The organism is Rhodanobacter sp. G1 (genome assembly GCF_055397855.1).
Genome location: NZ_AP039674.1, coordinates 2,858,722 through 2,883,806 on the forward strand (window position 1 = coordinate 2,858,722; position 25,085 = coordinate 2,883,806).

Sequence of the window (25,085 nt, forward strand, 5' to 3'; positions counted from 1 at the left end):
TGGGTGTCTCTGCCGGAAAGTCAGTGCACGTCTTTCCAGTACTCCTTCTTGAGCAGGTAGGCCAGCAGGGTGAACAGCGCCAGGAACAGCAGCACCCAGACGCCGTAATGGTGCCGCTGCAGGGCCGCCGGTTCCGAAACGTACTCCAGGAAGTTCACCAGGTCACGCGTCGCCTGCTGGTACTGGGCCGGGGTCAGCTTGCCGGGATGGGCCAGGTCGAGCTTCTCCACCTCGTCGGAACCGGGCTTGGTCACCGCGACCTGCTCGCCCTGCAGCTCCCACAGCGGGAACGGCATCGCCGCGTTCGGCAGCGTGGTGTTGTTCCAGCCGATCGGGCTCTTCGGGTCGAGGTAGAAGGTGTTGAGGTAGGTGTAGACCCAGTCGGCGGTCTTCGCGCTCACCTCCAGCGACAGATCCGGCGGATCCTTGCCGAACCACTTCGTGGCGTCTTCCGCCGGCATGTGCGAGATCACCGGGTCGTCGAACTTGGCGCCGGTGAAGTTGAGGTTCTGCATCACCTGCTGCTCGGTCAGCCCGAGATCGTCGGCGATGCGCGAGTAGCGCATGTACTTCAGCGAGTGGCAGCCCACGCAGTAGTTGAAGAACAGCCGCGCGCCCCGCTGCAGCGAGGCCTGGTCGCGGATGCTGGAGCCGGACGCCATCAGCTGCCCCTCGCCCTCGGCGTGCGCCGCCGGCTGGCCGGCGAACAGCAGAACCAAGGCCAGCGCGAACGCGGGAAGGAGTCGCTTCATCAGGTTGGGCCTCATCAAGAGCGTCGGCTTAGTCATGCGTCGTCACCCGATCCGGAACCGGCTTGGTCTTTTCCCAGCCGAAATGTGTGTAGGCCCACAGGAAGGCGAAGAAGCCGAAGTAGATCAGCGTCATCGTGCGGCCGAACGCGTTCTCCCAGGTGGTCAGGTCGACGTTGCCGAACCAGGCCGGGATCACCTCCGCGGTGACGCCCGCGCCCACCGCGCCGAGGCCGAAGAACGCGATCACGAACAGCGTCAGCGCCACCTTGTAGCCGGTGCCGCGGTAGCGGATCGACTTGACCTGGCCGCGGTCGAACCACGGCAGCAGGAACAGCACCGCGATCGCGCCGAACATCGCCAGCACGCCCCACACCGCCGTGCCCGCGAACGACGGGATCATGCGCACGATCGCGTAGAACGGGGTGAAGTACCACACCGGCTTGATCTCCGCCGGGGTGACCAGATTGTTCGCCGGGATCGAGTTGTCGTGCTCGAGGAACCAGCCGCCGAAGGTCGGCGCGAAGAAGATGATGAAGGCCGCCACGATCAGGAAGAAGCCCACCCCGAACAGATCCTTCACCGTGTAATACGGGTGGAACGGGATGCCGTCCGCCGGCTTCAGCGCGTCCCAGCGGTTGCCCTTGGGGCCGTGCTTGACGTCCACGCCATCGGGGTTGTTCGAGCCCACCTCGTGCAGCGCGGCCAGGTGCAGCACCACCAGCAGCAGCAGCACGATCGGCAACGCGATCACGTGGAGCGCGAAGAAGCGGTTGAGCGTGGCGTCGGCGGGCAGGAAGTCGCCCATGATCCACTCGACCAGGTGGCTGCCGATCACCGGAATGGTGCCGAACAGCGACACGATCACCTTGGCGCCCCAGAACGACATGTTGCCCCACGGCAGCACGTAGCCCATGAAGGCCTCGGCCATCAGCACCAGGAAGATCAGCATGCCGAGCAGCCACACCAGCTCGCGCGGCTTCTTGTACGAGCCGTACATGATGCCGCGGAACATGTGCAGGAACACCACCACGAAGAACAGCGACGCGCCGGTGGAGTGCATGTAGCGGATCAACCAGCCCCACTCCACGTCGCGCATGATGTACTGCACCGAGTCGAAGGCTCCCGCCGCGCTCGGGTTGTAGTTCATCGTGAGGAAGATGCCGGTGACGATCTGGTTGACCAGCACCAAGATCGCCAGCGAGCCGAAGTAGTACCAGAGGTTGAAGTTCTTCGGCGCGTAGTACTCGGTCATGTGCTTGCGGTACACGGGCACGAGGCCCGGCGCGCGCTCGTTGACCCAGTCGCCGATGCTTGCGAATACGTTGGCCATTACGCTGCTCCCTCCGGACCCACGCCAATCTGCACGGTCGTGTCGTCGATGAAGTGGTACGGCGGGATTTCCATGTTCTTCGGCGCGGGCACGCCCTGGTACACGCGGCCGGCCATGTCGTAGCGCGAGTGGTGGCAGGGGCAGTAGTAGCCGCCCTGCCAGTTCGGGTCGAACGGCTCGGGCTTGATCTCGCCCACGTAGTTCGGCACGCAGCCCAGGTGGGTGCAGATGCCGACCATCACCAGCCACTCGGGCTTGATCGAGCGCGTCTCGTTCTGCGCGTACTTCGGCTGCTGGGCGGCGGAGGCGCCGTCGGATTTCGGATCGACGAGGCGCGGATCCTGCTTCGGCAATGCGGCCAGCTGCGCCGGGGTGCGGTTGACGATGAATACCGGCAGGCTGCGCCAGCCGACGATCAGCTGCTGGCCGGGTTCGATCTTCTTGAGGGATTGGGTGACCGGAGCCCCTGCGGCCTTGGCTCGCGCGCTGGGTTCCCACGACTTGATGAAGGGCACGGCTGCCGACACGATCCCCACGCCACCGACCACTGCGGTGGCTGACGTGAGAAACCGGCGGCGGCCATGATCGACGACTTCGTTCGCCATCAGGCTCTCCGGTACTTGCTGCGTCAAGAAGGGCTCGCGCCCGACAATCAGATTGGAACCCCTGAAAATCACGTTAGTCTAGCGTCAGCCCCTACACCGTACAATAAAGGGGCCGCGGCGTATCGACGCTCCTTGCCGTCGCCAGCCTACCCTACCGTTCGCCCGCCCGTCACGGACTGCAGCACGACATGAAACATGCCGCCGGCACGCTTGCCTTCCTCGCCCGCTGTGTCGTCGTCGGCCTCGCCGCAGCCTTCGTGATCGGCCTGTTCTGGCCGGCCAGCGGCGCACGCCTGCGTGCGCGCCTGCACCTGCCCGGCGCCACGACGGCCGAGGCGCCGGCCATCCAGGCGCCCACCTCCTACGCTGATGCGGTCACTGCCGCCGCGCCTTCGGTGGTGAACATCTACGCCAACAAGATCGTCAACGCGCCGGCGATCAAGATGTACGACAATCCCATCCTGCAGCAGTTGCTCGGCGGCACGCTCACCACCTACGAGCGCCACGAGAAGACGCTGGGCTCCGGCGTGATCGTCAGCGCGCAGGGCTACGTGCTCACCAACTACCACGTGATCTCGCACGCCACCGACATCCAGGTGCTGCTGTACGACGGCCGCGTGGCCCAGGCTCGCGTGGTCGGCTTCGACGAGGAAACCGACCTCGCCGTGCTGAAGATCGACGCCGGCAACCTGCCGGTGATTAGGTTCGCGGAGCAGAAGCCCCGCCCCGGCGACGTGGTGCTGGCGATAGGCAACCCGCTGGGCCTCAACCAGACCGTGACCATGGGCATCGTCAGCGCGGTGGGCCGCCAGCTGGACGACTCCCGCGCCGAGGACTTCATCCAGACCGACGCGGCGATCAACTTCGGCAACTCCGGCGGCGCGCTGGTCAACGCCGAGGGCCGGCTGGTGGGCATCAACTCCCTGCTGATCGGCAAGGCGGCCAATGCCGAGGGCATCGGCTTCGCGATCCCGGTGGGCACCGCCAGGAACGTGCTCGACCAGATCGTCGCCACCGGCCACGTGGTGCGCGGCTGGCTGGGCGCGGACTACAGCTTCGTGCCGGTGGCCGCCAACAGCGGCCTGCCCGCGGCGGCGCGCGGCGCACAGGTCACCGACGTGTACCCCGGCAGCCCCGCCGCGCAGGCCGGCATCCAGCCGCACGACATCCTGCTGCGCATCGGCGACGACAACATCCGCGATCCGTCCGACCTGCGCCGGCGCGAGTCGGCGACCAAGCCCGGCACCACGGTGGAAATCTCCGGCCTGCGCAACGGCAGCCCGTTCCACGTCACGGCCACGCTGACCGAGCGTCCGCCGATGACCGCGAACAGCACGTCCGCTACCGACGACGGCCTGCAGTAGGCAACTCAGCCCGGCCGCGCCACCGCCAAAGGCGGATGAAGCGCCGCCGCGTAGCGTTTGCGCAGGGTGTCCACGCGCTGCACGTAGACCTGGGTTTCCGCATACGGCGGCACGCCGTCGTACCGCTGCACCGCGGCGGGGCCGGCGTTGTAGGCGGCGGCGGCGAGGTGCTCGTCGCCATTGAAGGTGCGCAGCAGCAGGGCGAGGTAACGCGCGCCGCCGCGGATGTTCTGGCCGCTGTCGAAGGCGTCCAGCACGCCCATGTCGCTGGCCGTGGCCGGCATCAGCTGCATCAGGCCCTGCGCACCCTTGACCGACATGGCGCGCGGGTTGAACGCGCTCTCGGCGTGGATGATGGCGCGGATGAACGCCTCGTCCACGCCGTATTCCACGCTGGCCGAGCGGATCGCGTCGGCGTAGTCGGTGAGGTCGAGCGCCACGCTGCCCCAGTGGACGTTCGAGTGCAGGTTGCAGGCGAAGCAGGTGGCTATATAGGTGAACAGCATCTTCGCCGCCTTCGCCTCGCGGCCGGCAGGCGGGATGTTGGTGTACTCCACGCTGCCGTCGGCGCGCGCGATGCGATACACCGCACCGCGCAGCACGCGGTCGCCCGGCGCGGTGGCGGCAGGCACATCGGGCAACGCAGAGGCGCCGTTGTCGCCGGCCTGGCGGTACGTCCAATGTCCGCGCATATCCGCCGGCACCGCCGAAGCGAGCGGCAAGGCATCGGGCGTCGCCGCCTTCGCCGTCGTCAGCACGCTGCCCTTCACGGTGGACAGCAAGGTCGCGGCAACGGCCGCTTGCGATCGCGTGCCCACCACCGTGCCCCGCACGTTCTGCAGCGACACCGTGGGCGCGCGCCGCGCCGACGCGCCGTAGCTGCCCAGCCGGTGGCAACCGCGATAGCCCGCCGTGCTGCTGGTGAACACCGCCTCGCCGCTGGCGCCGGTACAGCGGTACAAGGTGCCGGCATGTACCTTCGGCAGCCACAACGCGCCCGCGAGCAAGGCGCAAGCCAGCGCGATCCTCGCGGGAATCGCACGGGACGGCGGGGAGCCTGCATCGAGCCGGCCGGCACTCCCCTTGTGGCGCTCGGCATCAAACATGCCGGCAGTGTGCCGTCGCGCGGCGTCCGCGCCAAGGGCGCGCCCGGCGTTTCGTGCGCTGCATCCCTGCCGCAGGCATTCCAAGTGCCTGATCCGCCAAGCCCGCTCGATGGCGGGCAAGGGCCGGCCGGCGTAAAATGCGCGGTTCGGCGCCGTTTGCGCCGCGCCCCGCACAACCACGGCAAGCACACCATGAGCGGCAAACTTTTCATCAAGACCCACGGCTGCCAGATGAACGAGTACGACTCGGCCAAGATGGCCGACGTGCTCAAGGCCTCGCACGGTTTGGAGCTGACCCAGGACGAGTCCGAGGCGGACGTGATCCTGGTCAACACCTGCTCGATCCGCGAGAAGGCGCAGGAGAAGGTGTTCAGCCAGCTTGGCCGCTGGAAGGAGCACAAGCTGGGCGGCAAGCCGGTGTTGATCGGCGTGGGCGGTTGCGTGGCCTCGCAGGAAGGCGAGGCCATCATCAAGCGCGCACCCTTCGTGGATCTGGTGTTCGGCCCGCAGACCCTGCACCGCCTGCCCGAGCTGATCGAGTCGCGCCGCGAGAGCGGCAAGCCGCAGGTGGACATCTCCTTCCCCGAGATCGAGAAGTTCGACCGGCTGCCCGAGCCGCGCGCCGAAGGCCCCACCGCCTTCGTCTCGATCATGGAAGGCTGCTCGAAGTACTGCAGCTACTGCGTGGTGCCCTACACCCGCGGCACCGAGATCAGCCGCCCGTTCGACGACGTGCTGGTGGAAGTGGCGCAGCTCGCCGAACAGGGCGTGCGCGAGGTGAACCTGCTGGGCCAGAACGTCAACGCCTACCGCGGATCCATGCACGACGGCGGCATCGCCGACCTCGCGGTGCTGATCCACGCCATCGCACAGATCGAGGGCATCGGTCGCATCCGCTTCACCACCTCGCATCCGCTGGAGTTCTCCGACTCGCTGGTCGAGGCCTACGCCAGCGTACCCAAGCTCGCCAACTTCCTGCACCTGCCGGTGCAGGCCGGCTCGGATCGAATCCTCGCCGCGATGAAGCGCGGCTACACCGCGCTGGAGTTCAAGCAGAAGATCCGCAAGCTGCGCGCCGTGCGCCCGGACATCTGCATCAGTTCGGACTTCATCGTGGGCTTCCCCGGCGAGACCGACGAGGACTTCGACAAGACCATGAAACTGATCGAGGACGTCGGTTTCGACCAGAGCTTCAGCTTCATCTTCTCTGCGCGTCCCGGCACGCCCGCTGCGAGCCTCGCTGACGACACCCCGATGGCAGAGAAACACGCTCGACTGGAACGCCTGCAGGCCGCGATCAACGCCAATGCGAAGCAGATCAACGAGGCGATGGTCGGCACCGTGCAGCGCGTTCTGGTGGAGAAGCCGAGCGCCAAGAACCCGCACGAACTCGCCGGCCGCACCGAGAACATGCGCTACGTGAACTTCCCCGGCGACGCGCGCATGATCGGGCGCTTCGTCGACGTGCTGATCACCGACGCCATGGCCAACTCGCTGCGCGGGCGCGTGCACGCGCTGGCCGAAGCGGCCGCCTGAGCTTTACCCCCTCTCCCCTCCGGGGAGAGGGCCGGGGTGAGGGGCCAATCTGGTCGCACGCTCCAGCGCTTTTCGCAAGACCGTCCCCTCACCTCAATCCTCTCCCCGGAGGGGAGAGGAAGCCAAGAAGCATGACCCCAGGCCTCAACGAACGCGATTTCGCCCTCGATCCGGAAGACAACGCCCGGCTTGCCAGCCTGTGCGGGCCGTTCGACGAGCACCTGCGCCAGATCGAGCTGCGCCTGGGCGTGGAGATCGACCACCGCGGCAACCTGTTCAAGGCGATCGGCGAGGAAGCCGCCGCGCGCAGCGCCGAAAAAGTGCTGCGCGCCCTGTACGCCGTCACCGAAAACGAGACCTTGAACGGCGCGAAGATCAACCTGCACCTGGCCGAGTCCGGCGTCGATGCGCTCGCCGACGACGCGGGCGAAGGCGCCCAGGAAGTCGTCATCAAGGTGAAGCGTGGCGTGATCAAGGGCCGCGGCGCGAACCAGGCACGCTACCTGCACGCGATCGCGCGCCACGACATCAACTTCGGCGTGGGCCCCGCCGGCACCGGCAAGACCTACCTCGCCGTGGCCAGCGCGGTGGAGGCGCTGGAGGCGAACCGCGTGCAGCGCGTGCTGCTGGTACGCCCCGCAGTGGAGGCCGGCGAGAAGCTGGGCTTCCTGCCCGGCGACCTCACGCAGAAGGTCGACCCCTACCTGCGTCCGCTGTACGACGCGCTGTACGAGATGCTCGGCTTCGAGAAGGTGGCCAAGCTGATCGAACGCAACGTGATCGAGATCGCGCCGCTGGCCTACATGCGCGGGCGCACCTTGAACGACTCCTACGTGATCCTCGACGAGGCGCAGAACACCACCGTCGAGCAGATGAAGATGTTCCTCACCCGCATCGGCTTCGGCTCGGTGGCGGTGATCACCGGCGACGTCAGCCAGGTCGACCTGCCGCGCAACGTGCGCTCCGGCCTGCGCCACGCGGTGGAAGTGCTGCGCGGCGTGGACGGCATCAGCTTCACCTTCTTCACCTCGCGCGACGTGGTGCGCCATCCGCTGGTGGCCAAGATCGTGCGCGCCTACGAAGCGTTCGAGCAGAAGGACGAGGACGCGAAATGAGCACGACGCTGGTGGTGCACGTGGGCTACGCCGTGCCGCGCACGGGCATTCCTTCGGCCACCAGCTTCCGCCGCTGGGTGGAAGCGGCGCTGCACGGAGCGAAGCGGCGCAAGGCCACCGAGCTTTCCATCCGCATCGTCGACGCCGACGAGGGGCGTGCGCTCAACCGCGACTACCGCGGCAAGGACTACGCCACCAACGTGCTCTCCTTCGAGGCCGGACTGCCACCGGAACTCAAGCTGCCGCTGATCGGCGACATGGTGATCTGCGCCCCCGTGGTGGCACGCGAGGCCACCGAGCAGGGCAAGCACGCGCGCGACCACTGGGCCCACCTCACCGTGCACGGGGTACTGCACCTGCTCGGCTACGACCACCTCGTGGAGGCCGAGGCCGAGGCGATGGAGGCGCTGGAAACGCGCATCCTCGCCGGGCTGGGCATCGCTGATCCCTACGCCTGATGGGGCTGTCCGCAAGACCTTGTGCCCTGAACTGTCACGGATTTTCCGCTAGACTCGTGCTTCCGCCCGCATCCGGGCAGTTGCAATCCGAGTAATGAACGACGACCCCGGCAGTACCAGCGGCCCGGCCCATCGCACCTGGTGGGATCGACTGGGCCACCTGTTTTCTGGCGAGCCGCGCAACCGCGCGGAACTGATCGACGAGCTGCGCACCGCCCAGGTCAACGGCCTGCTGAGCGCCGACACCCTGCCCATGCTGGAAGGCGCGCTCAAGGTCACCGAGCTCACCGTGGACGACGTGATGGTGCCGCGCGTGCAGATCGTGATGATCGCCGCCGACGCACCGCTTCCGGACATCCTTTCCGCCGTGGTCGAATCCGGCCACTCGCGCTTCCCCGTGCACGGCGAGGACAAGGACGAGATCCTCGGCGTGCTGCTGGCCAAGGATCTCTTGAAGTTCTTCGGCAACGGCGCCGATTTCGACATCCGCGCGATCCTGCGCCCCGCGGTGCTGATCCCCGAGTCCATGCGCCTCAACGTGCTGCTGGCCGAATTCCGCCGCAGCCGCAACCACATGGCGATGGTTGTCGACGAATACGGCGGCGTGGCCGGCCTCATCACCATCGAGGACGTGCTGGAGCAGATCGTCGGCGAGATCGACGACGAGCACGACGACGCGGAGGAACCCGCGCAGATCCATGCCCAGGCCGACGGCTCATGGCTGGTCAGCGCGCTCACGCCCATCGAGGACTTCAACGAGGAAGTGGGCGCCGCGTTCCCCGACGAGGAATTCGACACCATCGGCGGCCTGATCACCGCCGAGTTCGGCCACCTGCCCGAAGCGGGCGAGGAAACCGGCGCCGGCGATTTCCTGTTCCACGTCACCGAAGCTGACGACCGCCGCGTGCAGCAGTTCCGCGTCACCCGCCGCCACGACCATGACTGAAGCCTTCTCCCTTCTCCCTTCGGGAGAAGGTGGCCCGCAGGGCCGGATGAGGGTTCGGCGAAATCCGCAGGCCGAACCCCACCCACACCCCCACCCGCCTGCCACCTCCCTCTCCCAGCGGAAGAGGGCCTCGCGCGCATGGGCCCGGCTTTGCCTACTGCTCACCTGCATGCTGGCGATGGTCGGTGCGCCAACCCACGCCAGCGTCGCCAACGCACCCGGCGCGAACCTGGAAGTGGCGCTGGTCACCTACGGCCCGGGCGACGTGTACTGGGAACGCTTCGGCCACGACGCCATCGAGCTGCGCGACACCGTCAGCGGCGAGGCGGTGAACTTCAACTACGGCGTGTTCGACTTCAGCGAGAAGAACTTCTTCCTCAACTTCGCGCGCGGCCGCATGCACTACCTGATGGATGCCGAGCCCACCGCGGACGAAGAAAGCTACTACGTGCAGGTGGGCCGCTCGATCACCCGCCAGCGCCTCGCGCTCACGCCCGCACAGGCCGCAGCGCTGCGCGACTTCCTGTTCTGGAACCTGCGCCCCGAGAACGCCGGCTACAACTACGACTACTACGCCGACAACTGCACCACTCGCGTGCGCGATGCGCTGGACAAGGCGCTGGGCGGCGTCATCGAGGCACGTCTCGCCGCACAGCCCGGCGGCATGACTTACCGCCAGCAGACCGACCGGCTGATGAGCGCGCAACCCTGGCTGATGCTGCTGCTCGACCTCGGCCTCGGCCCCTACGCCGACCAGCCGCTCAACGCATGGCAGGAAAGCTTCCTGCCCGCCGAATTGCAAGCAAACCTGCGCGGCATCCGCGTGCCCGACAGCCACGGCGGCGCGCAGCCGCTGGTGCAGGACGAGCAGTTGTTGTCGCCCAACCATGTTTCGGTGCCGCCGGCACAGGCACCGGATCTTCGCCTGCCGTTGGGTGCGGCCGGCCTGATCTTCGCCATCGCGCTCGCGCTGGCCGCACGCCGCTGGCCGACGATCCACGCCCTGCTGGGCACGCTCTGGCTCGTCGCCGCCGGCCTCGTGGGCGTGCTGCTGCTCGCGCTGTGGACGCTCACCAGCCACCACTCCGCCTGGGCCAACGCCAACCTGCTGCTGTTCAGCCCGCTCGCCTTCCTGCTGCTGCCTGCGCTGTGGCGCCTGCGCCGTGGCCTCCTCCCCTCGCGTTTCGCCGACATCGTGCTGGTGCTGCAACTGCTCGCCGCTTTCGCCGCCGTGCTGCTGCACCTCCTGCCCGGCACCGTGCAACAGAACCAGCCGTGGATATTGCTCGCCTTGCCGGTTTGGTTGGCGATGGGGTGGAGTTTGCGGCAAGTCCGATAGCCTCCCGCAAGGCGCGTCATTGCCGCCTCCCCTGGCGGCGCGGCATCATGCAGACATGAAAACGCCCATGCCAAACCATGCCAACGCGAACATGGTGGTCAACTGCGTCGCCTATCGCAGCGACGGGCAACGCATCGGCGATGTAAGCATCGACGCGATCAGCGATGTGCTCAAGGAACCCGACACCTTCGTGTGGGTGGGGCTGCACGAACCGGACGAGGCGCTATTGCTGAGGCTGCAGGAAGAGTTCGACCTGCACGACCTCGCCATCGAGGACGCGCAGAGCGCGCACCAGCGCACCAAGATCGAGGCCTACGGCAACTCGCTGTTCATCGTGGTGCAGACCGCGCAGCTGGACGGCGGCCATATCGCGTTCGGCGAAACGCACATCTTCCTGGGGCCGCGCTACCTGGTCACCGTGCGCCACGGCGCATCGCTGTCCTACGCTCCGGCGCGACGCAGCTGCGAGCACACGCCGGAGCTGCTGGCGCTGGGGCCCAGCTACGGCCTGTACAGCGTGCTGGACTTCATCGTGGACAACCTGCTGCCCATCGTGCGCGACTACCGCGAGGAGCTGCAGGAACTGGAACAGGACATCTTCGCCGAGAGCTTCAACCGCGACACCGTTCGCCGGCTGTACGACATGCAGCGCGACCTGATGACGCTGCGCTTGGCGGTGTCGCCGCTGCAGGATGTGATCAGCCAGCTGGTGCGCCTGCATCCGCAGCTGATTCCCGACGAACTGCGGCTGTATTTCCGCGACGTGCACGACCACGTGACGCGCGTCAACGACGCCATTGCGGCGATGCGCGAAATGCTCTCCGCCGCGATCACCGTGAACCTTTCGCTGGTCACCTTCGGCCAGAACGAGGTGATGAAGAAGCTTGCCGGCTGGGCCGCGATGCTGGCCGCCCCCACCCTCATCACCAGTTGGTACGGCATGAATTTCCAGCACATGCCCGAACTCGGCAAGCCATGGAGCTATCCGCTCATCATTGGCGTGGTGGTTTGCGTGGTGGGCGGCATCTATGTCGGGTTGAAGCGGGCGAAATGGTTGTAGTGCTCAAGCGCGGCACCGCAGAAACGCGCCACGCACGCGATTGCTCCGGTTCTTGATCGAAGCGAAAGCAATCGCGCACGGATAAACCCCTACCGCGGGATTATTTCCCGGGCTTGGCCGTCCACTCCTTCAGCCATGCGTTCACCGTGTCATGCCACAGCACGCTGTTGTGCGGCTTCAGCACGAAATGGCTTTCGTCCGGGAAGGTGAGGAATTCGCTGGGGATGTCGCGGCGCTGCAGCGCGGTGAACGCGCCCAGTCCCTGGCTGAGCGGGATGCGGAAGTCGTGGCCCGAATGCACTACCAGCATCGGCACACGCCAATCCTTGACGTGGTCGAGCGGGTTGAACTTCTCGTAGTTGGCCGGTACCTCGTACTGCGGGCCGCCGTTCTCGTGTTCCTCGAACCACAGCTCCTCGGTGGCGTAGTACATCATGCGCATGTCGAACACGCCGTCGTGGTCGACGAAGCACTTCCACGGCTTGTTCCACACGCCAGCGATCCAGTAGGTCATGTAGCCGCCGTAGCTCGCGCCCAGCGCGCAGGCACGGTTGCCGTCCAGGAAGTTGTACTTGGAAAGCGCGGCCTGCCAGCCGAGCTTGAGATCCTGCAGCGGCTTGCCGCCCCAATCGCCCGAAATGGAGTCGGTAAACTTCTGGCCATAGCCGGTGGAGCCATGGAAGTTGATGGTGACCACGGCGAAGCCCTGCCCCGCATAGGTCTGCGGATTCCAGCGGTAGCTCCAGCTGTTGGTCATCGCGCCCTGCGGGCCACCGTGGATGATGAAGGCCACCGGATACTTCTTGCCCGGCTGGTAATCCGCCGGCTTCACCACGTAGCCCTGCACGGTGTCGTCGTGCCAACCCTTGAAGGTGAAGAACTCGAAATCGCCCTCGTGCGCATTCCCCAACATCGCGGCGTTGTAATGGGTGACCTGCTTGAGATCCTTGCCATCGGTGTTCACGGTATAGAGATCGGCGGGGCGCTTCAGGTCGTCGCGCGCCAACAGCAGGCGCGAACCGGCCAGCGAATAACTGCTCACTTCGCCTTCGCCCACCACCTGGCGCACCTTGCCGCTGGCCGCGTCCACGGCGAACAGCGGGTGCTGGCCGTTGTCGTCGGCGGTGACGTAGAGCGTCTTGCCGTCGGCGGAAATGCCCATGCCGCCGGGCGAGCGATCCCACTGCGGATCGACCTCGCGCTTCGCGCCGGTGGCGAGATCCAGCGCCATGATGCCGAAGCGATCCGCCTCGAAACCTGGTGTCTTCATCGCGAGGTAGTACAGGGTCTTGCCGTCCGGCGAGGGCACCGGGTAGGCGTCCCATGCCTTGTTGGCCGCCGTGAGGTTCACCGGCGCCGTGGAGCCGTCGGCCGGCACCTTGTAGATGTCGAAGTTGGTCGACCACGGCTCGCTGTGGCCCGCGATGCGCACATCGAAGTACACCGTCCTGCCGTCGGGCGAGAACGCGAACTCGCTGTCGTCGCCAAACGGCTTGCTGGGAATGTCGCCATCGATGCCGCGCGAAAGCAGGGTCGGTTCCGCCGGCAGCTGGCCATTCGCGTCGAAGCGGCCAAGGTAGAGCTGGTTGCGCGTGCCGTCGGCCCAGGTATCCCAGTGCCGTACGAACAGCTTCTTGTAAATCGTGCCGGTGGCCTTGTCCGCCGCGCGCTTGTCCTGCATCTGCTTGGTGCAGGCCAGCGTGCCGCAATCGGTGAACACCGCGTAGGAAAGCAGCACGCTCTTGCCGCCCGGCGCCAGCTTGTAGGCCTGCACGTCCAGCACGCCATGGCTCACCTGCACCGGCGCCTTGTGGCTGGCGAAGTCCAGGCCGCCCTTGCCCGCCGTGAAATCCAGTCGCCACAACTGCGCCACACCATCGGCCGCCGCCACGTAGTAGAGGCTCTTGCCGTCCGCCGACCAGCGCGGCAAGGAGGCGCCCTTCTCCACCACCGTCACCGGTTGGCCGTCGTGCGACAGATCCAGCACCGCGATCGCGTTGACGCCCTTGTTCGCCGCGTAGTCCGTGCTGCGCACGCCAAACGCCGCGTAGCGTCCGCCTGGCGAGAGCTGCGGATCAGACACGCGCTGCATCATCACCAGGTCGCGCACGTTGAACGGGTGCGGCGCGTGATCCACGCTGATCGCGGTATCCACGGGTGTCACTGTGCCAGTGTCGGCAGCCAGCGCGGGCGAGGCCGCAAGCGCCAGCAGCAGGGCGGCGGTCAGGGCGTCTTTCATGATGGCTCCCCAGAGTGCTTAGCAAAGGGGCAAGGTAAGCACACGAAAGATGCCGTGCAAGCATGCCCTCCTCTAAATAGCGTTGTAGTTAAGGATCCGCCAGCCTTCACATCATCAACTAGGCAACACGACCCGGATAGTTGACTTCAATCACATCTCCTACCTGCCAGCCGCAACGAACCAATCCACACGATCAAGACTGTGACGCACTACTCAAGCCCCCCAGCCCATCGGTACAGAACGTGCTTGTCTCCCAGTACCATCCAGGGGAATCCACCATGTCACGCCAGCGCCTGTCCGCCGGTTTCACCTTAATCGAACTCATGATCGTCGTGGCGATCATCGCCATCCTAGCTGCGATTGCCATTCCGGCGTACCAGGACTATCTGGTTAGGGCGCAGGTGTCCGAAGGCATGGTGTTGGCAGGGGGAGCAAAAGCAGCCGATTGGGACTTCGTGTCCAATACGGGGCGTTTTCCGTCGAACAACGAATCCGCAGGCCTTGCGAAGAGTACTTCCATCAAGGGGCAATATGTGTCGAGCGTCGACGTAACCGACGGCGTGATCAAGGTGCTCTTCAACGGCCCCAAGGCAAGCGATGCCATTCGCCCCACCAGCAAGTATGTGTTGTTGTCACCAATTACCCATGCCGGCAGCATCGAATGGACATGCACTGCCAGCACGGTCGATCGCAAATACCTGCCGACGTCCTGTCGCGGATGATCAGACTCAGTACGACACACAGCCGCACAACAACTGACAAATTGCGTCACTAATTGCCCCGACGCACCAGTCTTCAGGCTGGTGCACCGACTGCAGTCAGTACGGATCGCACCATTTCAAACCTACACTTGCAGCCATCCGTGACGAAAGGCACAATCCCGAAGCCCGCAGTATGCGGGAATACACCAGCGGCAGGTGTGGCATGCAATCTGCTTCATCTTCCGCGAGCTTCCTGGTCGTTCCTGACCACGAGTATGGAGTCCGATCCTGCCTAGGGGGATTCAGGGCTGGGGCTCAGGGGGCATCACCGGTTAGCTAACTAACGAAAGAGGAACCACCATGAAGAATATGCAGAAGGGCTTCACCCTGATCGAACTGATGATCGTGGTTGCGATCATCGCCATCCTCGCCGCCATCGCCATCCCCGCTTACCAGGATTACCTGGTTCGTTCGCAGGTGTCGGAAGGCTCCGTTCTTGCGGACGGCTCCAAGACTGCGATGGCCGAGTTCTACAGCAATACCGGCCATTTTCCGCAGACCAATGCTTCCGCAGGCCTCGCAACGGCCGCGAGCATCAAGGGTCAGTATGTGAGCGCGGTCAATGTCGGCACGACGCAAGGCAAGATCACCGTTTCGTACGCCGGCCCCAAGGCCAACAGCGCGATCAGCAGCAGCACGCTGATCTTCTCTGCTGTCACCAACGCTGGCAGCATCGAATGGCACTGCAAGGGCGGCACCATTCTCCCCAAGTATCTGCCGACGTCCTGCCGTCAGTAATCCCGGCATAGTCGATGTGTTGGAAGGGCCGCCAAGTGCGGCCCTTTCTTTTCCGGATTATCGCTATGCGTCCGCGCTTCCCGCTGACAACATCATTGCTCTTGCTTCTGATCATCGGATTGGGGTGGCTCTCCTATGGATCTGGCCTGCATGGCGGCTTCCTGTTCGACGACTACAGCAACCTGCCCGCGCTCGGCGCCACTGGCCCCGTCGACACCTGGCCCACTTTCTGGCGCTACATCACCTCTGGTACCGCCGATCCCACCGGGCGGCCACTGACCCTGCTGACGTTTTTGATCGACGCCCATAACTGGCCGGCCGATCCCTATCCTTTCAAGCGCACGAACCTGATCCTGCACCTGTTCAACGGGGTGCTGCTGGCGCTGCTGCTGTGCAAGCTAGGACGCACGGTATTCAAGACCCAAGACAGCCGCCGTATCAACCTGGCTGCCGTCATCGGCGCCGGGTTCTGGCTGCTGCATCCACTGTTCGTCTCCACCACGCTCTATATAGTGCAGCGCGAAGCGATGTTGCCAGCCACGTTTACCTTGCTTGGCCTACTCGGCTGGCTGCGTGGTCGCCGCCTCATGCTGAGGGGGTGCCACTGGCGCGGCGCCGCGTGGATGGCGCTGAGCCTGGGCGGCTGCACCCTGCTTGGCGTACTGAGCAAGGCGAACGGCATCCTGTTGCCGGCGCTGACGCTGGTAGTGGAGTACACGCTCCTACGTGCCAGCGTGTCGCGAGTGGCCAACCACACGACCTCGCACGCCGAACACATGTACCACCGCGCCATGTTGCCGCTAGCGTGGCTACCAGTCGCGCTGGTCGGCGGTTACTTGCTGTACGAGGGCTGGAGCGGCATGACCCGTGGTATTTCCGCGATACGACCGTGGACACTGGGTCAGCGCCTCCTGACCGAGCCCCGCGTGCTGCTGGACTACTTGGACTTGCTGTGGCTACCCCGGCCGTTTACGCCAGGACTGTTCAACGATCATGTCCAGGCTTCCACGTCGCTGTGGTCGCCCGCGACGACACTGCCGGCGATCCTGGCCGTCACCGGCCTGATCGCGAGCGGATGTTTGCTGCGTCGGCGCTGGCCCGCGCTGGCGCTGGCCATACTATTTTACTTCGTGGGCCAGTCGTTGGAATCCAGCACCGTGGCGCTGGAGCTGTACTTCGAGCACCGCAACTACCTGCCTGCGATGCCGATGTTCTGGCCGCTAGCGCTGTGGTTGTGCGACGTGCGTCTGCCAGACCCCGCCAACCTTCCTCGTCCTTCCTGCGCAAACAGTGGCTCCACATCCTGGTTTTCAGGTGCCTGGAGGCGCGGGGCCCCTGCTTTCACCGAAGCGACGGAGGTTTCTCGTGGCGCGCCGCAAGGCAAGGCTCAGCTTGCGAGCGCATCCGCCGACACGACCGCGAGAGCCCGCAAGGCCGCCAACAGGGCCAAGCTGGCGCTGGCGGCCTTGATCCTGCTTGGGCTGGGGCTGATGACTCACGCTCGAGCCAGCCTGTGGGGTAACAGCCATGACCAGGCACTGCTGTGGGCACGCCTCAATCCCGAGTCACCACGCGCGCAGGCCAATGCCGCCCAAGTGGAGATGGTGGCGGGCCATCCCAAACGTGCCGCGCAGCGCTTGCTCCCAGCACTGGCCAAGGCACCCGACCAAGTACAGTTGGCCATCAACCTGTTCGGCGCGCAGTGCATAGTCGGTCATGTCGACGAGGCGACGATCGCGGCATCACGCCACGCCCTGCGCACCACCCGTGATCCAGGTGCCCTGCTGGTGAGTTGGTTCGATCGGGCGATGGGGCAGGTAGCGCACCCACCCTGCCCGCAGCTGAGTTATGCCACGCTGCATAGCCTGCTGCATGCAGCGCTGGCCAACCCGTATCTGGCCAGCAACCCGGGCCGTCAGCAAGATCTGCATTATCTGCTCGGTCACTTGGCCCTGCTGCAAGGCGACGCAGATACCGCGCTAACCGAGTTCAACCGTGCGCTGGACGAGCAGGTGCGCATCGCCGCCGCACTTAAACAGGCCTCGTTGCTCGGTGCAGCCGGCTTCCCCAGCCAAGGCCTGGCCCACCTCGACCACCTTGCCATGGAGCCACAGCAGAACTACCGCCCCGGATTCGGCATGCCGCGCGTCCATGCCTGGGTACTGGAGCACCAACAATACTGGCCGAAGGAGTTGGCGCACCTACGCGATACACTGCGCAACGACGCCTCCCATCAGACCCGCACCACCGAATGAACCAGACACCCGAGCACCCACACACGCCATCGAACAATCGCACGGGCTGGTGGCTGCTGCTTATCGCGTTCGCCGTGACGCTCGCGATCTATTGGCCAGGCCTGTCCGGTAGCTGGCTGTTCGACGACTACCCCAACATCGTGGACAACCATGGCGTGCAACCGCACGACGCCAGCCTGCCATCGCTGGTTGGCGCGGCGCTCTCCTCGCCGTCCAGCGAGTTCAAGCGCCCGTTGTCGTCGCTTAGCTTCGCTGCGAATTACCTGATCGGCGGCCTGGATCCATTCGGCTGGAAACTGGCCAACCTCGTCATCCATCTCCTAAACGGCGCGCTGGTGTTTCTGCTCGCGCGGATGCTGCTGTCCGCATCCCGATCCCGCGCAACACCTCCGGCAAGGGAGACAGTCGAAACACATACAGACACCGTCGCCGCATTGATCGCCGGCGGGTGGATGCTGCTGCCGATCAACCTCACCGGCGTGCTGTACGTGGTGCAGCGCATGGAGAGCCTGGCGAACCTGTTCGTGATGCTTGGCTTGGTTGGCTACGTGGCCGGGCGCCGGCGCATGCTCGCCAATGCAACCGCCCGATCGTCCGCCGGCGGCACTTCGGCAAACCGGGGCGGCTTCTGCCTATGCGCCATCAGTGTCGCTCTCGCCACCGCTGTCGGCACCCTCGCCAAGGAAACGGCGGTGATGCTGCCGCTTTATGCGTTCCTGGTCGAATGGGCGTTGTTCCGCTTCTCCTCGCATGACGGACGTTGCGACTGGCGCATGCCCACACTGTTCATCGTGATTCTGGCATTGCCGCTCGTCATTGGCCTGGCATGGCTGGCACCGCAAATCGCCAGCCCGGGAGACTGGTCGACCCGCAACTTCACGCTTGGCACCCGTCTGCTCAGCGAAGCGCGCATCGTGGTGGACTACATAGTCTGGACGCTATGGCCGACGCCGCATGCATTGTCGTTCTACCACGACGATTTCACCATTTCGACCGGGCTTCTTTCACCCTGGACAACGCTTGCCTGCATTGTCGTTCTGGCCGGGCTGATCATGCTTGCGGCATGGCTACGCCCGCGCCAGCCGCTGGTTGCTCTCGGCATCGCGCTGTTTCTCGGCTGCCAGTTGCTCACCGGCACCATCTTGCCATTGGAGCTGGTTTACGAGCATCGCAACTACTTCGCCAGCTTTGGCCTGCTGCTGGCCGTGGTGCCCTTGCTCGCGGTGCCCATGTCGCATTTCATGGCTCTGCCGCGTCGAGTCCTGCTGGGTGGCGTGCTGCTGCTGTGGATAGTGCAAACCTCCATCACCGCCTCGTCCTGGAGCAATCCGCTTATGCTGGCAGAAACGCTGGCCGAGCGCGCTCCCGATTCGCCGCGTGCCCAATACGAGCTAGGCCGCACATACATCATCTACTCGAACTACGATCCCGCCTCGCCCTTCACCAGGCTGGCCTACGAACCACTGGAAAAGGCTGCAGCTCTGCCACAAGCATCTATCCTCCCCGAACAGGCGCTGATCTTCATGAACTCACGCATGCATCTGCCGATCAAGGATACGTGGTGGGACAGCTTGATTGCTAAGCTCAAGGCCCACCGACCCGGCGTGCAGGACGAGAGTTCGCTTGGCGCGCTGACACAGTGCATGCGCGAAGATCTCTGCGACTTGTCCAAAGCCCGCATGATTGATGCCTACGTGGCCGCCCTGTCGCATCAGCCTCCCAGCGCCCGGCTGCTATCGATGTACGGCGACTATGCATGGAATGTGCTGGATGACCACGAACTCGGCGAGCGCATGACTGCGGATGCCGTCAAGACGGCCCCGAACGAACCGGCCTATCGAATCACTCTTGTGCGAATGCTGGCTGCGCAAGGACGCAAGAACGAAGCACATGTCGCACTGCAAGGGCTGCGGACACTTGATATAGGCGGAAGGTTGGATCCCAGCATCAGGGATCTGGAAAAACTGCTCGACTGAGGCAATCGGCCAGGGTGTTGCATGTTGTCACAAACCGTTACAAGCACCGGGGAACCGTCATGAATAATAGTTACATTCATCCCTTGGCGGATGTGCAGACGGATCAAATAGGATCCCGAACGAGGATCTGGCAGTTTGTTGTCGTTCTTCCCGGCGCTCAAATAGGAAGTGACTGCAATCTATGCTCACAGGTCTTCGTCGAGCAGGATGTCATGATCGGTGATCGTGTGACCGTGAAGAGCGGCGTTCAACTCTGGAATGGACTGAAAGTTGGCAATGATGTGTTCATCGGCCCGAATGCCACATTCACCAACGACAAATTTCCTAGGAGTGGCGATCACTCGAAAGAACTCGGCCGAACGGTCATAAAGGACGGCGCATCTATCGGGGCTAACGCCACCATTTTGCCGGGTTTGACCATAGGCGAAAAAGCCATGGTGGGTGCAGGCTCAGTGGTAACACGCTCCGTTCCACCACGGGCAATCGTTCATGGAAACCCGGCAAGGATTGTCGGCTACGTCAGCACGGAAAAGGGCCCCTCCCCCACTGAACAAGCAGAATCAAGCGCCACGACAGAGACCATACCGACCCGGGTGAAAAGTGTCACGTTACACCAGTTGCCGTTGGTTCGTGACATGCGAGGTTCGCTGAGCGTTGGCGAGTTCATGCGAACCGTCCCATTCGCGCCAAAACGGTATTTCACCGTTTTCGACGTACCTAACGCAGAAACACGTGGCGAGCATGCACACATCATGTGCAAGGAATTCCTGGTATGCGTGAGGGGTTCGTGTGCAGTCATCGCTGACGATGGTGTGACACGCGAAGAGTTTGCCTTGGATAAACCCAACCTGGGCCTCTACCTACCGGAAATGACATGGACAATCCAATACAAATACTCAACTGACGCAGTGTTGATGGTTCTCGCATCGGACTACTACGAGTCTGATGATTACATCAGGAACTACGAGGATTTCCTTGAAATCGTGGGTCATCGTCGATGATCCCATTCCTTGACGTCCATGCCGCTTATGCGGAACTTCGGCACGAGGTTGACGAGGCCATTCGACGCGTCCTCGACAGCGGAACCTACATCCTCGGCGAAGAGGTGGAATCCTTTGAACGAGAGTTCGCCACATACTGCGGGGCCAGGCACTGTGTTGCCGTTGGCAACGGCCTCGACGCCCTGCGGCTTGGACTGCTTGCACTCGGCGTCAAACCCGGCGACGAAGTAATCGTCCCTTCAAATACCTATATTGCGACATGGCTCGCGGTAAGCCAATGTGGAGCGACCCCAGTTCCCGTGGAGCCTGATGAGAGAACACACAATCTCAACCCCGCCCTTGTAGAGGAAGCCCTCTCCCCACGAACCAGTTGCATTCTTCCCGTGCATCTTTACGGCCAGCCGGTCAATCTTGAGCCAATTCTGGCAATCGCCGCGAGTCGAGGCATCCGAGTTTTGGAGGATGCTGCGCAAGCACACGGCTCTCGCTACAACGGCGCACGTGTGGGTGCACACGGGGATGCTGTTGCCTGGAGCTTTTACCCCGGCAAGAACCTCGGCGGCCTTGGAGATGGTGGTGCCGTAACAACCCATCACGCAGACGTCGCGGATCGCATACGTGTTCTCGGCAACTATGGTTCCCGAGAAAAGTATGTCCATGAAGTCCAGGGAATCAACAGTCGTCTCGATCCCATCCAGGCGGCGATACTTCGCGTCAAGCTCAAGCACCTCGACGAATGGAACCGACGCCGCCAATCAATTGCGGAGCTGTACTTAGCAAGAATGAGGCATATCGACTTGGTACTCCCTCACGTCTCGGCTTATGCCGAGCCGGTCTGGCATCTGTTCGTGGTAAAGATCAAAGACCGCGACTCGGTGAGGCGCAAACTTAATGACTCGGGTATCGGATCCTTGATTCACTATCCCTTAGCACCACACATGCAACGCGCTTACGCGGACGCCGGCTATCCGGTTGGAAGCCTACCGATTGCCGAGAGGCTGGCCAATGAGGTGCTCAGCCTTCCCATCGGCCCGCACTTGAGCATCGAGAACGCATACAGGGTATGCGAAGTGACAGCTAACACTCTTGGCTTCAGATGACTCGCCCGACCCCTTACAGAGCATTGATCGGCTCCACATCAGTCATTGGGGGGGCATCGGTTATCACCATCGCCATGGCAGTCGTGGTCTCCAAGGGCTTGGCGATTCAAGCCGGCCCCCATGGGGTCGGCCTCATGGGGCTCTACGGTACCATTGTGGCGGCAGTCTGCAATGCGCTTAGCGTCGGAGGCGGGGGCATAAAGTTCATCGCCGAAGCGAAGGCACGTAACGATTGGGAGGCCGTCGCGGCGGCGTCGACGGCGCTTCGATGGATATCCTTGGGGTTTGCCACCATAGCTGGGCTTTTCCTGTGGTGCTTTCGCCATCAGTTAGCCACTTGGATCTTCAGCGACCCGACACAGTCCGGCGCAATTGGCTGGCTTGCACTGTCAGTCTTTCTGGCCGTCATCGCAAGTAGTTATGTTGCCCAACTAACTGGCATGGGGAATATCTGGGATCTATTCAAGGTGACGGTCTCGGGCAGCCTGGTTTCCGGTGCAACGCTGCTGTTGCTTACGCACATGTACGGCAACGCTGGCATCGTGAGCGGCTCTCCGACATTGCAGATAGTTACGCTCGCACTTGCGGCGTATCTTGTCCTCCGTAGCCGAACTGTCGTTTCAAAAGCGCCCATCCAAGACACCCTGAGCTACGTCTGGCCTATCATCAAGTTAGGATTGGCATTGTCTTCTAGCATGGCACTGGCCAGTACATCACAGTTACTCGTACGCAGTGCCATCAATCACAAACTCGGCCCAGAAGCCATGGGTCATTTCCAGGCTGCATGGTCGATATCGATGACCTATATCGGTTTCGTCCTGAGCGCAATGGCAGTGGACTATTTTCCCAGACTTTCGGCGATGATCGCGGATCACGATGCGTCAAGGCGCCTCCTGAACCAGCAAACCACAGTGGCGTTTGTAGCAGCCTGCCCAATCTTTCTAGCACTGTTTGTGCTGGCACCATGGATCATCCGTCTGCTCTACGCAGCAGACTTCGAGCCATCAGTGAGCGTCATGCGATGGCAGATCCTGGGAGATGTGTTCAAGCTTGCCGCGTGGCCTCTTGGCTTCCTCCTACTTGCTGCAAACAAGCCCCGCGCCTATTTCCTTGCCGAACTTGCTTGGAATGTCTTGTATGTAGCGCTCAACTGGCTTTTATTGGATCACTTTGGGATCGAGGCAACGGGTATCAGCTTTGCAAGCTCCTACCTGATATATCTCTTGCTCGTGTACTCGATAACTCGTACTCAGATCTGTTCACTCTGGAACAGATCCAACCAACTCATTATCGCTTCGACGCCCGTGGCCATCATAACTCTCTCAGTAGTCAACCATACCTATCCTTCCGCAGCGCTTCCAACAGGCCTGCTGCTAACGTCCGTGGCTGGATTAGCGACAGCTTGGTCGATAAGGCACATGCTCAGACAACGCACCTAGGTCGCCCATGATTGAGCCACCTCTCCCATTCGTAAGCTTAGTGGTGCTCGTTTACAACCAGCAATCCTACGTAGGCGAAGCTGTCGAGGCGGCGCTTGCGCAATCCTATCCACGCTTGGAAATTATAGTATCTGACGATGGATCGACCGATGGATCCGTTGATATCGTGAAGGAAATACTGAGCCGCTATAAGGGCCCCCACCAGACGTTTCTGAACGTCAACCAACGGAACTTAGGCATAGGCAGACATGTAAATCAAGTATTCGAACTGGCCAATGGTGAGCTGATCGTTCTCGCCGCTGGTGACGACATTTCATTGCCGGACAGGATTTCCCGGACGGCGGCTCGTTGGACTAACAGTGATGAGAGGCCTTCAGCAGTGTATTGCCGAGCACAGGCCATTGACGCCGTTGGCAGGAACCGCGGCAGTTTCGCGACCGCCCTCGACACGCTGGAACCAAGAGCTGATCGTTTGATCGGCTATGACTCCCCTAGCCAACTGCTCCTACTTGGAGCATGCGCCGCCTACTCCCCCGAGGTAATGCGCCATTTTGGCCCTCTAAAGCGGGAACTGGACGTGGAGGATATCCCACTCACCGTCCGTGCCAGCCTCCTGGGGGGCGTCGCAACGATTAACGAGGCCCTGGTTCAGTACAGAGTCAACGTTTCGGTCTGGCTTCCTAGGAAACTGGCGGGTGAAGATTTCGATCGACACAGTAAGCGGTTGCGTCATCGGATTCGGGCCAACTACTGGGTCAGCAGGCAAATTCTCGCAGATGTTCGCTCCAGCAGCGATCAATTCGCAACACAAGCGGCCAAACGGCGACATACGGCGGCTGTGTTTGCTCTTCATACCTCTAAGCGTCGCCGCTTTGCCCTTGGCTACTATATTTCCGCCGCCAAGCGATCGGGTCACTGGCGTTCAGCTCTTTGGCCGGGGTTACTGCTCGCGCTTCCACGACTTCATCGCTTTCTTTTCTGGCTGAAGACCTTGCGGCACCGAGGAATCCACACATGACTACCGAGACCAATCCCCGGGTATGTGCCGTCGTCGTCACCCATAACCGTCAGGAACTGCTTCTTTGCTGCCTGGTAGCGTTATGCCGGCAGGATTTCCCCCCAGACATGATTATTGTTGTCGACAATGCGTCCACCGACGACACTTCTACAGCAATGATGGACTACGCCAAGCATGCTGGTATGCAAGTCGAATATGTACGCCTCGAGGTGAACACTGGAGGCGCCGGCGGATTCAAGCATGGCTTGCAGCAGGCCATGAATGCAGGTGCCCAGTGGATATGGCTGATGGATGACGATGCAGAGCCGCACCCTACGGCTCTGGCTGAGCTCATGATGGTCGCCACGAATCCGGCCGATGTCTATGGATCAGTCGCCGCGCACGGTGAGGACATCTGCTGGTCTACCACGTTACTCGAACCAGAAAAGCACGTGGTGAACCATCTGGCGCAGATACCTGACAGAGCACGTGTTCAGTCACTGCCGTTCCTTGGATTTCTCATTCACTGTGATCTGGTGCGTGCAATAGGGCTACCTGATGCTGGCTTCTTCATTGCCGCTGACGATATTGAATATTGCGTGCGCGCACAGCGTATGGGAGCGCAGATCATCATCGCTGGAAAGAGTCACATCGAACACCCCAAGGCTGACGTCCGAGTCTGGCAGATTCTTGGCAAGAACATTTCCTACCTCAGTCTTACACCATGGAAGCGCTACTACGACACGCGCAATCGGATCCTCATCGCCCGAAAGTACTACGGCTTCCGATTGCTGACCCAAACGATTCCCGGATCTTTTGTTCGATTGTTCGTTGCCCTTCGTTTTGAACCACAAAAGCTTGCACAACTGGGAGCATTCTGTGCCGGCTTGGTGGATGGTCTACTGGGCATCAAAGGCTCACGCCATATCTGGTGGGGCATTCGGCAATAATCAGCAACCTCTTTGAAC

Annotated in this window: 21 protein-coding genes; 16 read left to right on the top strand and 5 right to left on the bottom strand. The window is 63.0% G+C overall.

Translation table 11 applies throughout. The annotated features are described in order from the left end of the window. Window positions 1–20: 20 nt before the first annotated feature. Genes ACZ5Z2_RS12855 through petA form a run of 3 tightly spaced genes read right to left on the bottom strand, consistent with a single transcriptional unit; the run spans window position 21 to window position 2,687 of the window. Window positions 21–752, bottom strand: a complete 732-nt coding sequence (locus ACZ5Z2_RS12855; protein WP_464758984.1) for a cytochrome c1 — start codon at window positions 750–752, stop codon at window positions 21–23. Window positions 753–780: 28 nt separating this feature from the next. Further along, the gene (locus ACZ5Z2_RS12860; RefSeq protein WP_464758985.1) at window positions 781–2,082 is read right to left on the bottom strand and encodes a cytochrome b; all 1,302 of its coding nucleotides are present in this window, start codon (window positions 2,080–2,082) and stop codon (window positions 781–783) included. Further along, window positions 2,082–2,687 carry a ubiquinol-cytochrome c reductase iron-sulfur subunit gene (gene petA / locus ACZ5Z2_RS12865; protein ID WP_464758986.1) on the bottom strand — a complete coding sequence of 202 codons (606 nt, stop codon included), beginning with the start codon at window positions 2,685–2,687 and terminating at the stop codon, window positions 2,082–2,084. Before petA ends, ACZ5Z2_RS12860 begins: the two co-directional genes overlap by 1 nt. Window positions 2,688–2,875: 188 nt before the next feature. Between petA and ACZ5Z2_RS12870 the strand changes: the two genes are divergently transcribed. Next, complete coding sequence (locus ACZ5Z2_RS12870; protein WP_464758987.1) at window positions 2,876–4,051, top strand: S1C family serine protease; 1,176 nt, start codon at window positions 2,876–2,878, stop codon at window positions 4,049–4,051. A 5-nt stretch (window positions 4,052–4,056) separates the two neighbouring features. Here ACZ5Z2_RS12870 and ACZ5Z2_RS12875 read toward each other — a convergent pair whose 3' ends face one another. Next, window positions 4,057–5,157 carry a lytic transglycosylase domain-containing protein gene (locus ACZ5Z2_RS12875; RefSeq protein ID WP_464758988.1) on the bottom strand — a complete coding sequence of 367 codons (1,101 nt, stop codon included), beginning with the start codon at window positions 5,155–5,157 and terminating at the stop codon, window positions 4,057–4,059. 192 nt (window positions 5,158–5,349) lie between these two features. Here ACZ5Z2_RS12875 and miaB point away from each other — a divergent pair, with 192 nt between their 5' ends. The 6 genes from miaB to ACZ5Z2_RS12905 all read left to right on the top strand — a co-directional run bounded on the left by miaB (window position 5,350) and on the right by ACZ5Z2_RS12905 (window position 11,611). Next, window positions 5,350–6,693, top strand: a complete 1,344-nt coding sequence (gene miaB, locus ACZ5Z2_RS12880; RefSeq protein WP_464758989.1) for a tRNA (N6-isopentenyl adenosine(37)-C2)-methylthiotransferase MiaB — start codon at window positions 5,350–5,352, stop codon at window positions 6,691–6,693. Between the two features lie 131 nt (window positions 6,694–6,824). Next, window positions 6,825–7,808, top strand: a complete 984-nt coding sequence (locus tag ACZ5Z2_RS12885; RefSeq protein WP_464758990.1) for a PhoH family protein — start codon at window positions 6,825–6,827, stop codon at window positions 7,806–7,808. Continuing rightward, the gene (gene ybeY, locus ACZ5Z2_RS12890) at window positions 7,805–8,266 is read left to right on the top strand and encodes an rRNA maturation RNase YbeY (RefSeq protein ID WP_464758991.1); all 462 of its coding nucleotides are present in this window, start codon (window positions 7,805–7,807) and stop codon (window positions 8,264–8,266) included. The genes ACZ5Z2_RS12885 and ybeY overlap by 4 nt, the downstream gene beginning before the upstream one ends. Before the next feature lie 94 nt (window positions 8,267–8,360). Beyond that, complete coding sequence (locus tag ACZ5Z2_RS12895) at window positions 8,361–9,212, top strand: HlyC/CorC family transporter (RefSeq protein ID WP_464758992.1); 852 nt, start codon at window positions 8,361–8,363, stop codon at window positions 9,210–9,212. 169 nt (window positions 9,213–9,381) lie between these two features. Then, window positions 9,382–10,551, top strand: coding sequence for a lipoprotein N-acyltransferase Lnb domain-containing protein (locus tag ACZ5Z2_RS12900; RefSeq protein WP_464758993.1), 1,170 nt, complete (start codon window positions 9,382–9,384; stop codon window positions 10,549–10,551). Window positions 10,552–10,618: 67 nt separating this feature from the next. After that, complete coding sequence (locus ACZ5Z2_RS12905; RefSeq protein ID WP_464758994.1) at window positions 10,619–11,611, top strand: magnesium and cobalt transport protein CorA; 993 nt, start codon at window positions 10,619–10,621, stop codon at window positions 11,609–11,611. A 100-nt stretch (window positions 11,612–11,711) separates the two neighbouring features. Here the strand turns inward: ACZ5Z2_RS12905 and ACZ5Z2_RS12910 are convergent, their stop codons facing one another. Next, the gene (locus ACZ5Z2_RS12910; protein WP_464758995.1) at window positions 11,712–13,850 is read right to left on the bottom strand and encodes a S9 family peptidase; all 2,139 of its coding nucleotides are present in this window, start codon (window positions 13,848–13,850) and stop codon (window positions 11,712–11,714) included. A 278-nt stretch (window positions 13,851–14,128) separates the two neighbouring features. Between ACZ5Z2_RS12910 and ACZ5Z2_RS12915 the strand changes: the two genes are divergently transcribed. The 9 genes from ACZ5Z2_RS12915 to ACZ5Z2_RS12955 all read left to right on the top strand — a co-directional run bounded on the left by ACZ5Z2_RS12915 (window position 14,129) and on the right by ACZ5Z2_RS12955 (window position 25,067). Continuing rightward, the gene (locus ACZ5Z2_RS12915) at window positions 14,129–14,572 is read left to right on the top strand and encodes a pilin (RefSeq protein WP_464758996.1); all 444 of its coding nucleotides are present in this window, start codon (window positions 14,129–14,131) and stop codon (window positions 14,570–14,572) included. A gap of 339 nt (window positions 14,573–14,911) precedes the next feature. Further along, a complete protein-coding gene (locus tag ACZ5Z2_RS12920) occupies window positions 14,912–15,349 on the top strand; it encodes a pilin (RefSeq protein ID WP_464758997.1) in 438 nt (145 codons plus the stop codon). A 65-nt stretch (window positions 15,350–15,414) separates the two neighbouring features. Further along, window positions 15,415–17,604 (top strand): tetratricopeptide repeat protein, encoded by a 2,190-nt coding sequence (locus ACZ5Z2_RS12925; protein WP_464758998.1) that lies wholly within the window; start codon window positions 15,415–15,417, stop codon window positions 17,602–17,604. Continuing rightward, window positions 17,601–19,580 carry a tetratricopeptide repeat protein gene (locus tag ACZ5Z2_RS12930; protein WP_464758999.1) on the top strand — a complete coding sequence of 660 codons (1,980 nt, stop codon included), beginning with the start codon at window positions 17,601–17,603 and terminating at the stop codon, window positions 19,578–19,580. Before ACZ5Z2_RS12925 ends, ACZ5Z2_RS12930 begins: the two co-directional genes overlap by 4 nt. A gap of 59 nt (window positions 19,581–19,639) precedes the next feature. Beyond that, complete coding sequence (locus ACZ5Z2_RS12935) at window positions 19,640–20,581, top strand: WxcM-like domain-containing protein (RefSeq protein WP_464759000.1); 942 nt, start codon at window positions 19,640–19,642, stop codon at window positions 20,579–20,581. Continuing rightward, window positions 20,578–21,681, top strand: a complete 1,104-nt coding sequence (locus ACZ5Z2_RS12940; protein ID WP_464759001.1) for a DegT/DnrJ/EryC1/StrS family aminotransferase — start codon at window positions 20,578–20,580, stop codon at window positions 21,679–21,681. The genes ACZ5Z2_RS12935 and ACZ5Z2_RS12940 overlap by 4 nt, the downstream gene beginning before the upstream one ends. After that, window positions 21,678–23,120, top strand: coding sequence for an O-antigen translocase (locus ACZ5Z2_RS12945; RefSeq protein ID WP_464759002.1), 1,443 nt, complete (start codon window positions 21,678–21,680; stop codon window positions 23,118–23,120). The genes ACZ5Z2_RS12940 and ACZ5Z2_RS12945 overlap by 4 nt, the downstream gene beginning before the upstream one ends. A 7-nt stretch (window positions 23,121–23,127) precedes the next feature. Then, window positions 23,128–24,138, top strand: a complete 1,011-nt coding sequence (locus ACZ5Z2_RS12950; RefSeq protein ID WP_464759003.1) for a glycosyltransferase — start codon at window positions 23,128–23,130, stop codon at window positions 24,136–24,138. After that, window positions 24,135–25,067, top strand: coding sequence for a glycosyltransferase (locus ACZ5Z2_RS12955; RefSeq protein ID WP_464759004.1), 933 nt, complete (start codon window positions 24,135–24,137; stop codon window positions 25,065–25,067). The genes ACZ5Z2_RS12950 and ACZ5Z2_RS12955 overlap by 4 nt, the downstream gene beginning before the upstream one ends. Window positions 25,068–25,085: the final 18 nt, after the last annotated feature.

Excerpts from the sequence above, each read along its gene's own strand:
- ACZ5Z2_RS12855 (WP_464758984.1), bottom strand. The coding sequence starts at position 752 with ATGAAGCGACTCCTTCCCGCGTTCGCGCTGGCCTTGGTTCTGCTGTTC.
- ACZ5Z2_RS12860 (WP_464758985.1), bottom strand. The coding sequence starts at position 2,082 with ATGGCCAACGTATTCGCAAGCATCGGCGACTGGGTCAACGAGCGCGCG.
- petA (WP_464758986.1), bottom strand. The coding sequence starts at position 2,687 with ATGGCGAACGAAGTCGTCGATCATGGCCGCCGCCGGTTTCTCACGTCA.
- ACZ5Z2_RS12870 (WP_464758987.1), top strand. The coding sequence starts at position 2,876 with ATGAAACATGCCGCCGGCACGCTTGCCTTCCTCGCCCGCTGTGTCGTC.
- ACZ5Z2_RS12875 (WP_464758988.1), bottom strand. The coding sequence starts at position 5,157 with ATGTTTGATGCCGAGCGCCACAAGGGGAGTGCCGGCCGGCTCGATGCA.
- miaB (WP_464758989.1), top strand. The coding sequence starts at position 5,350 with ATGAGCGGCAAACTTTTCATCAAGACCCACGGCTGCCAGATGAACGAG.
- ACZ5Z2_RS12885 (WP_464758990.1), top strand. The coding sequence starts at position 6,825 with ATGACCCCAGGCCTCAACGAACGCGATTTCGCCCTCGATCCGGAAGAC.
- ybeY (WP_464758991.1), top strand. The coding sequence starts at position 7,805 with ATGAGCACGACGCTGGTGGTGCACGTGGGCTACGCCGTGCCGCGCACG.
- ACZ5Z2_RS12895 (WP_464758992.1), top strand. The coding sequence starts at position 8,361 with ATGAACGACGACCCCGGCAGTACCAGCGGCCCGGCCCATCGCACCTGG.
- ACZ5Z2_RS12900 (WP_464758993.1), top strand. The coding sequence starts at position 9,382 with ATGCTGGCGATGGTCGGTGCGCCAACCCACGCCAGCGTCGCCAACGCA.
- ACZ5Z2_RS12905 (WP_464758994.1), top strand. The coding sequence starts at position 10,619 with ATGCCAAACCATGCCAACGCGAACATGGTGGTCAACTGCGTCGCCTAT.
- ACZ5Z2_RS12910 (WP_464758995.1), bottom strand. The coding sequence starts at position 13,850 with ATGAAAGACGCCCTGACCGCCGCCCTGCTGCTGGCGCTTGCGGCCTCG.
- ACZ5Z2_RS12915 (WP_464758996.1), top strand. The coding sequence starts at position 14,129 with ATGTCACGCCAGCGCCTGTCCGCCGGTTTCACCTTAATCGAACTCATG.
- ACZ5Z2_RS12920 (WP_464758997.1), top strand. The coding sequence starts at position 14,912 with ATGAAGAATATGCAGAAGGGCTTCACCCTGATCGAACTGATGATCGTG.
- ACZ5Z2_RS12925 (WP_464758998.1), top strand. The coding sequence starts at position 15,415 with ATGCGTCCGCGCTTCCCGCTGACAACATCATTGCTCTTGCTTCTGATC.
- ACZ5Z2_RS12930 (WP_464758999.1), top strand. The coding sequence starts at position 17,601 with ATGAACCAGACACCCGAGCACCCACACACGCCATCGAACAATCGCACG.
- ACZ5Z2_RS12935 (WP_464759000.1), top strand. The coding sequence starts at position 19,640 with ATGAATAATAGTTACATTCATCCCTTGGCGGATGTGCAGACGGATCAA.
- ACZ5Z2_RS12940 (WP_464759001.1), top strand. The coding sequence starts at position 20,578 with ATGATCCCATTCCTTGACGTCCATGCCGCTTATGCGGAACTTCGGCAC.
- ACZ5Z2_RS12945 (WP_464759002.1), top strand. The coding sequence starts at position 21,678 with ATGACTCGCCCGACCCCTTACAGAGCATTGATCGGCTCCACATCAGTC.
- ACZ5Z2_RS12950 (WP_464759003.1), top strand. The coding sequence starts at position 23,128 with ATGATTGAGCCACCTCTCCCATTCGTAAGCTTAGTGGTGCTCGTTTAC.
- ACZ5Z2_RS12955 (WP_464759004.1), top strand. The coding sequence starts at position 24,135 with ATGACTACCGAGACCAATCCCCGGGTATGTGCCGTCGTCGTCACCCAT.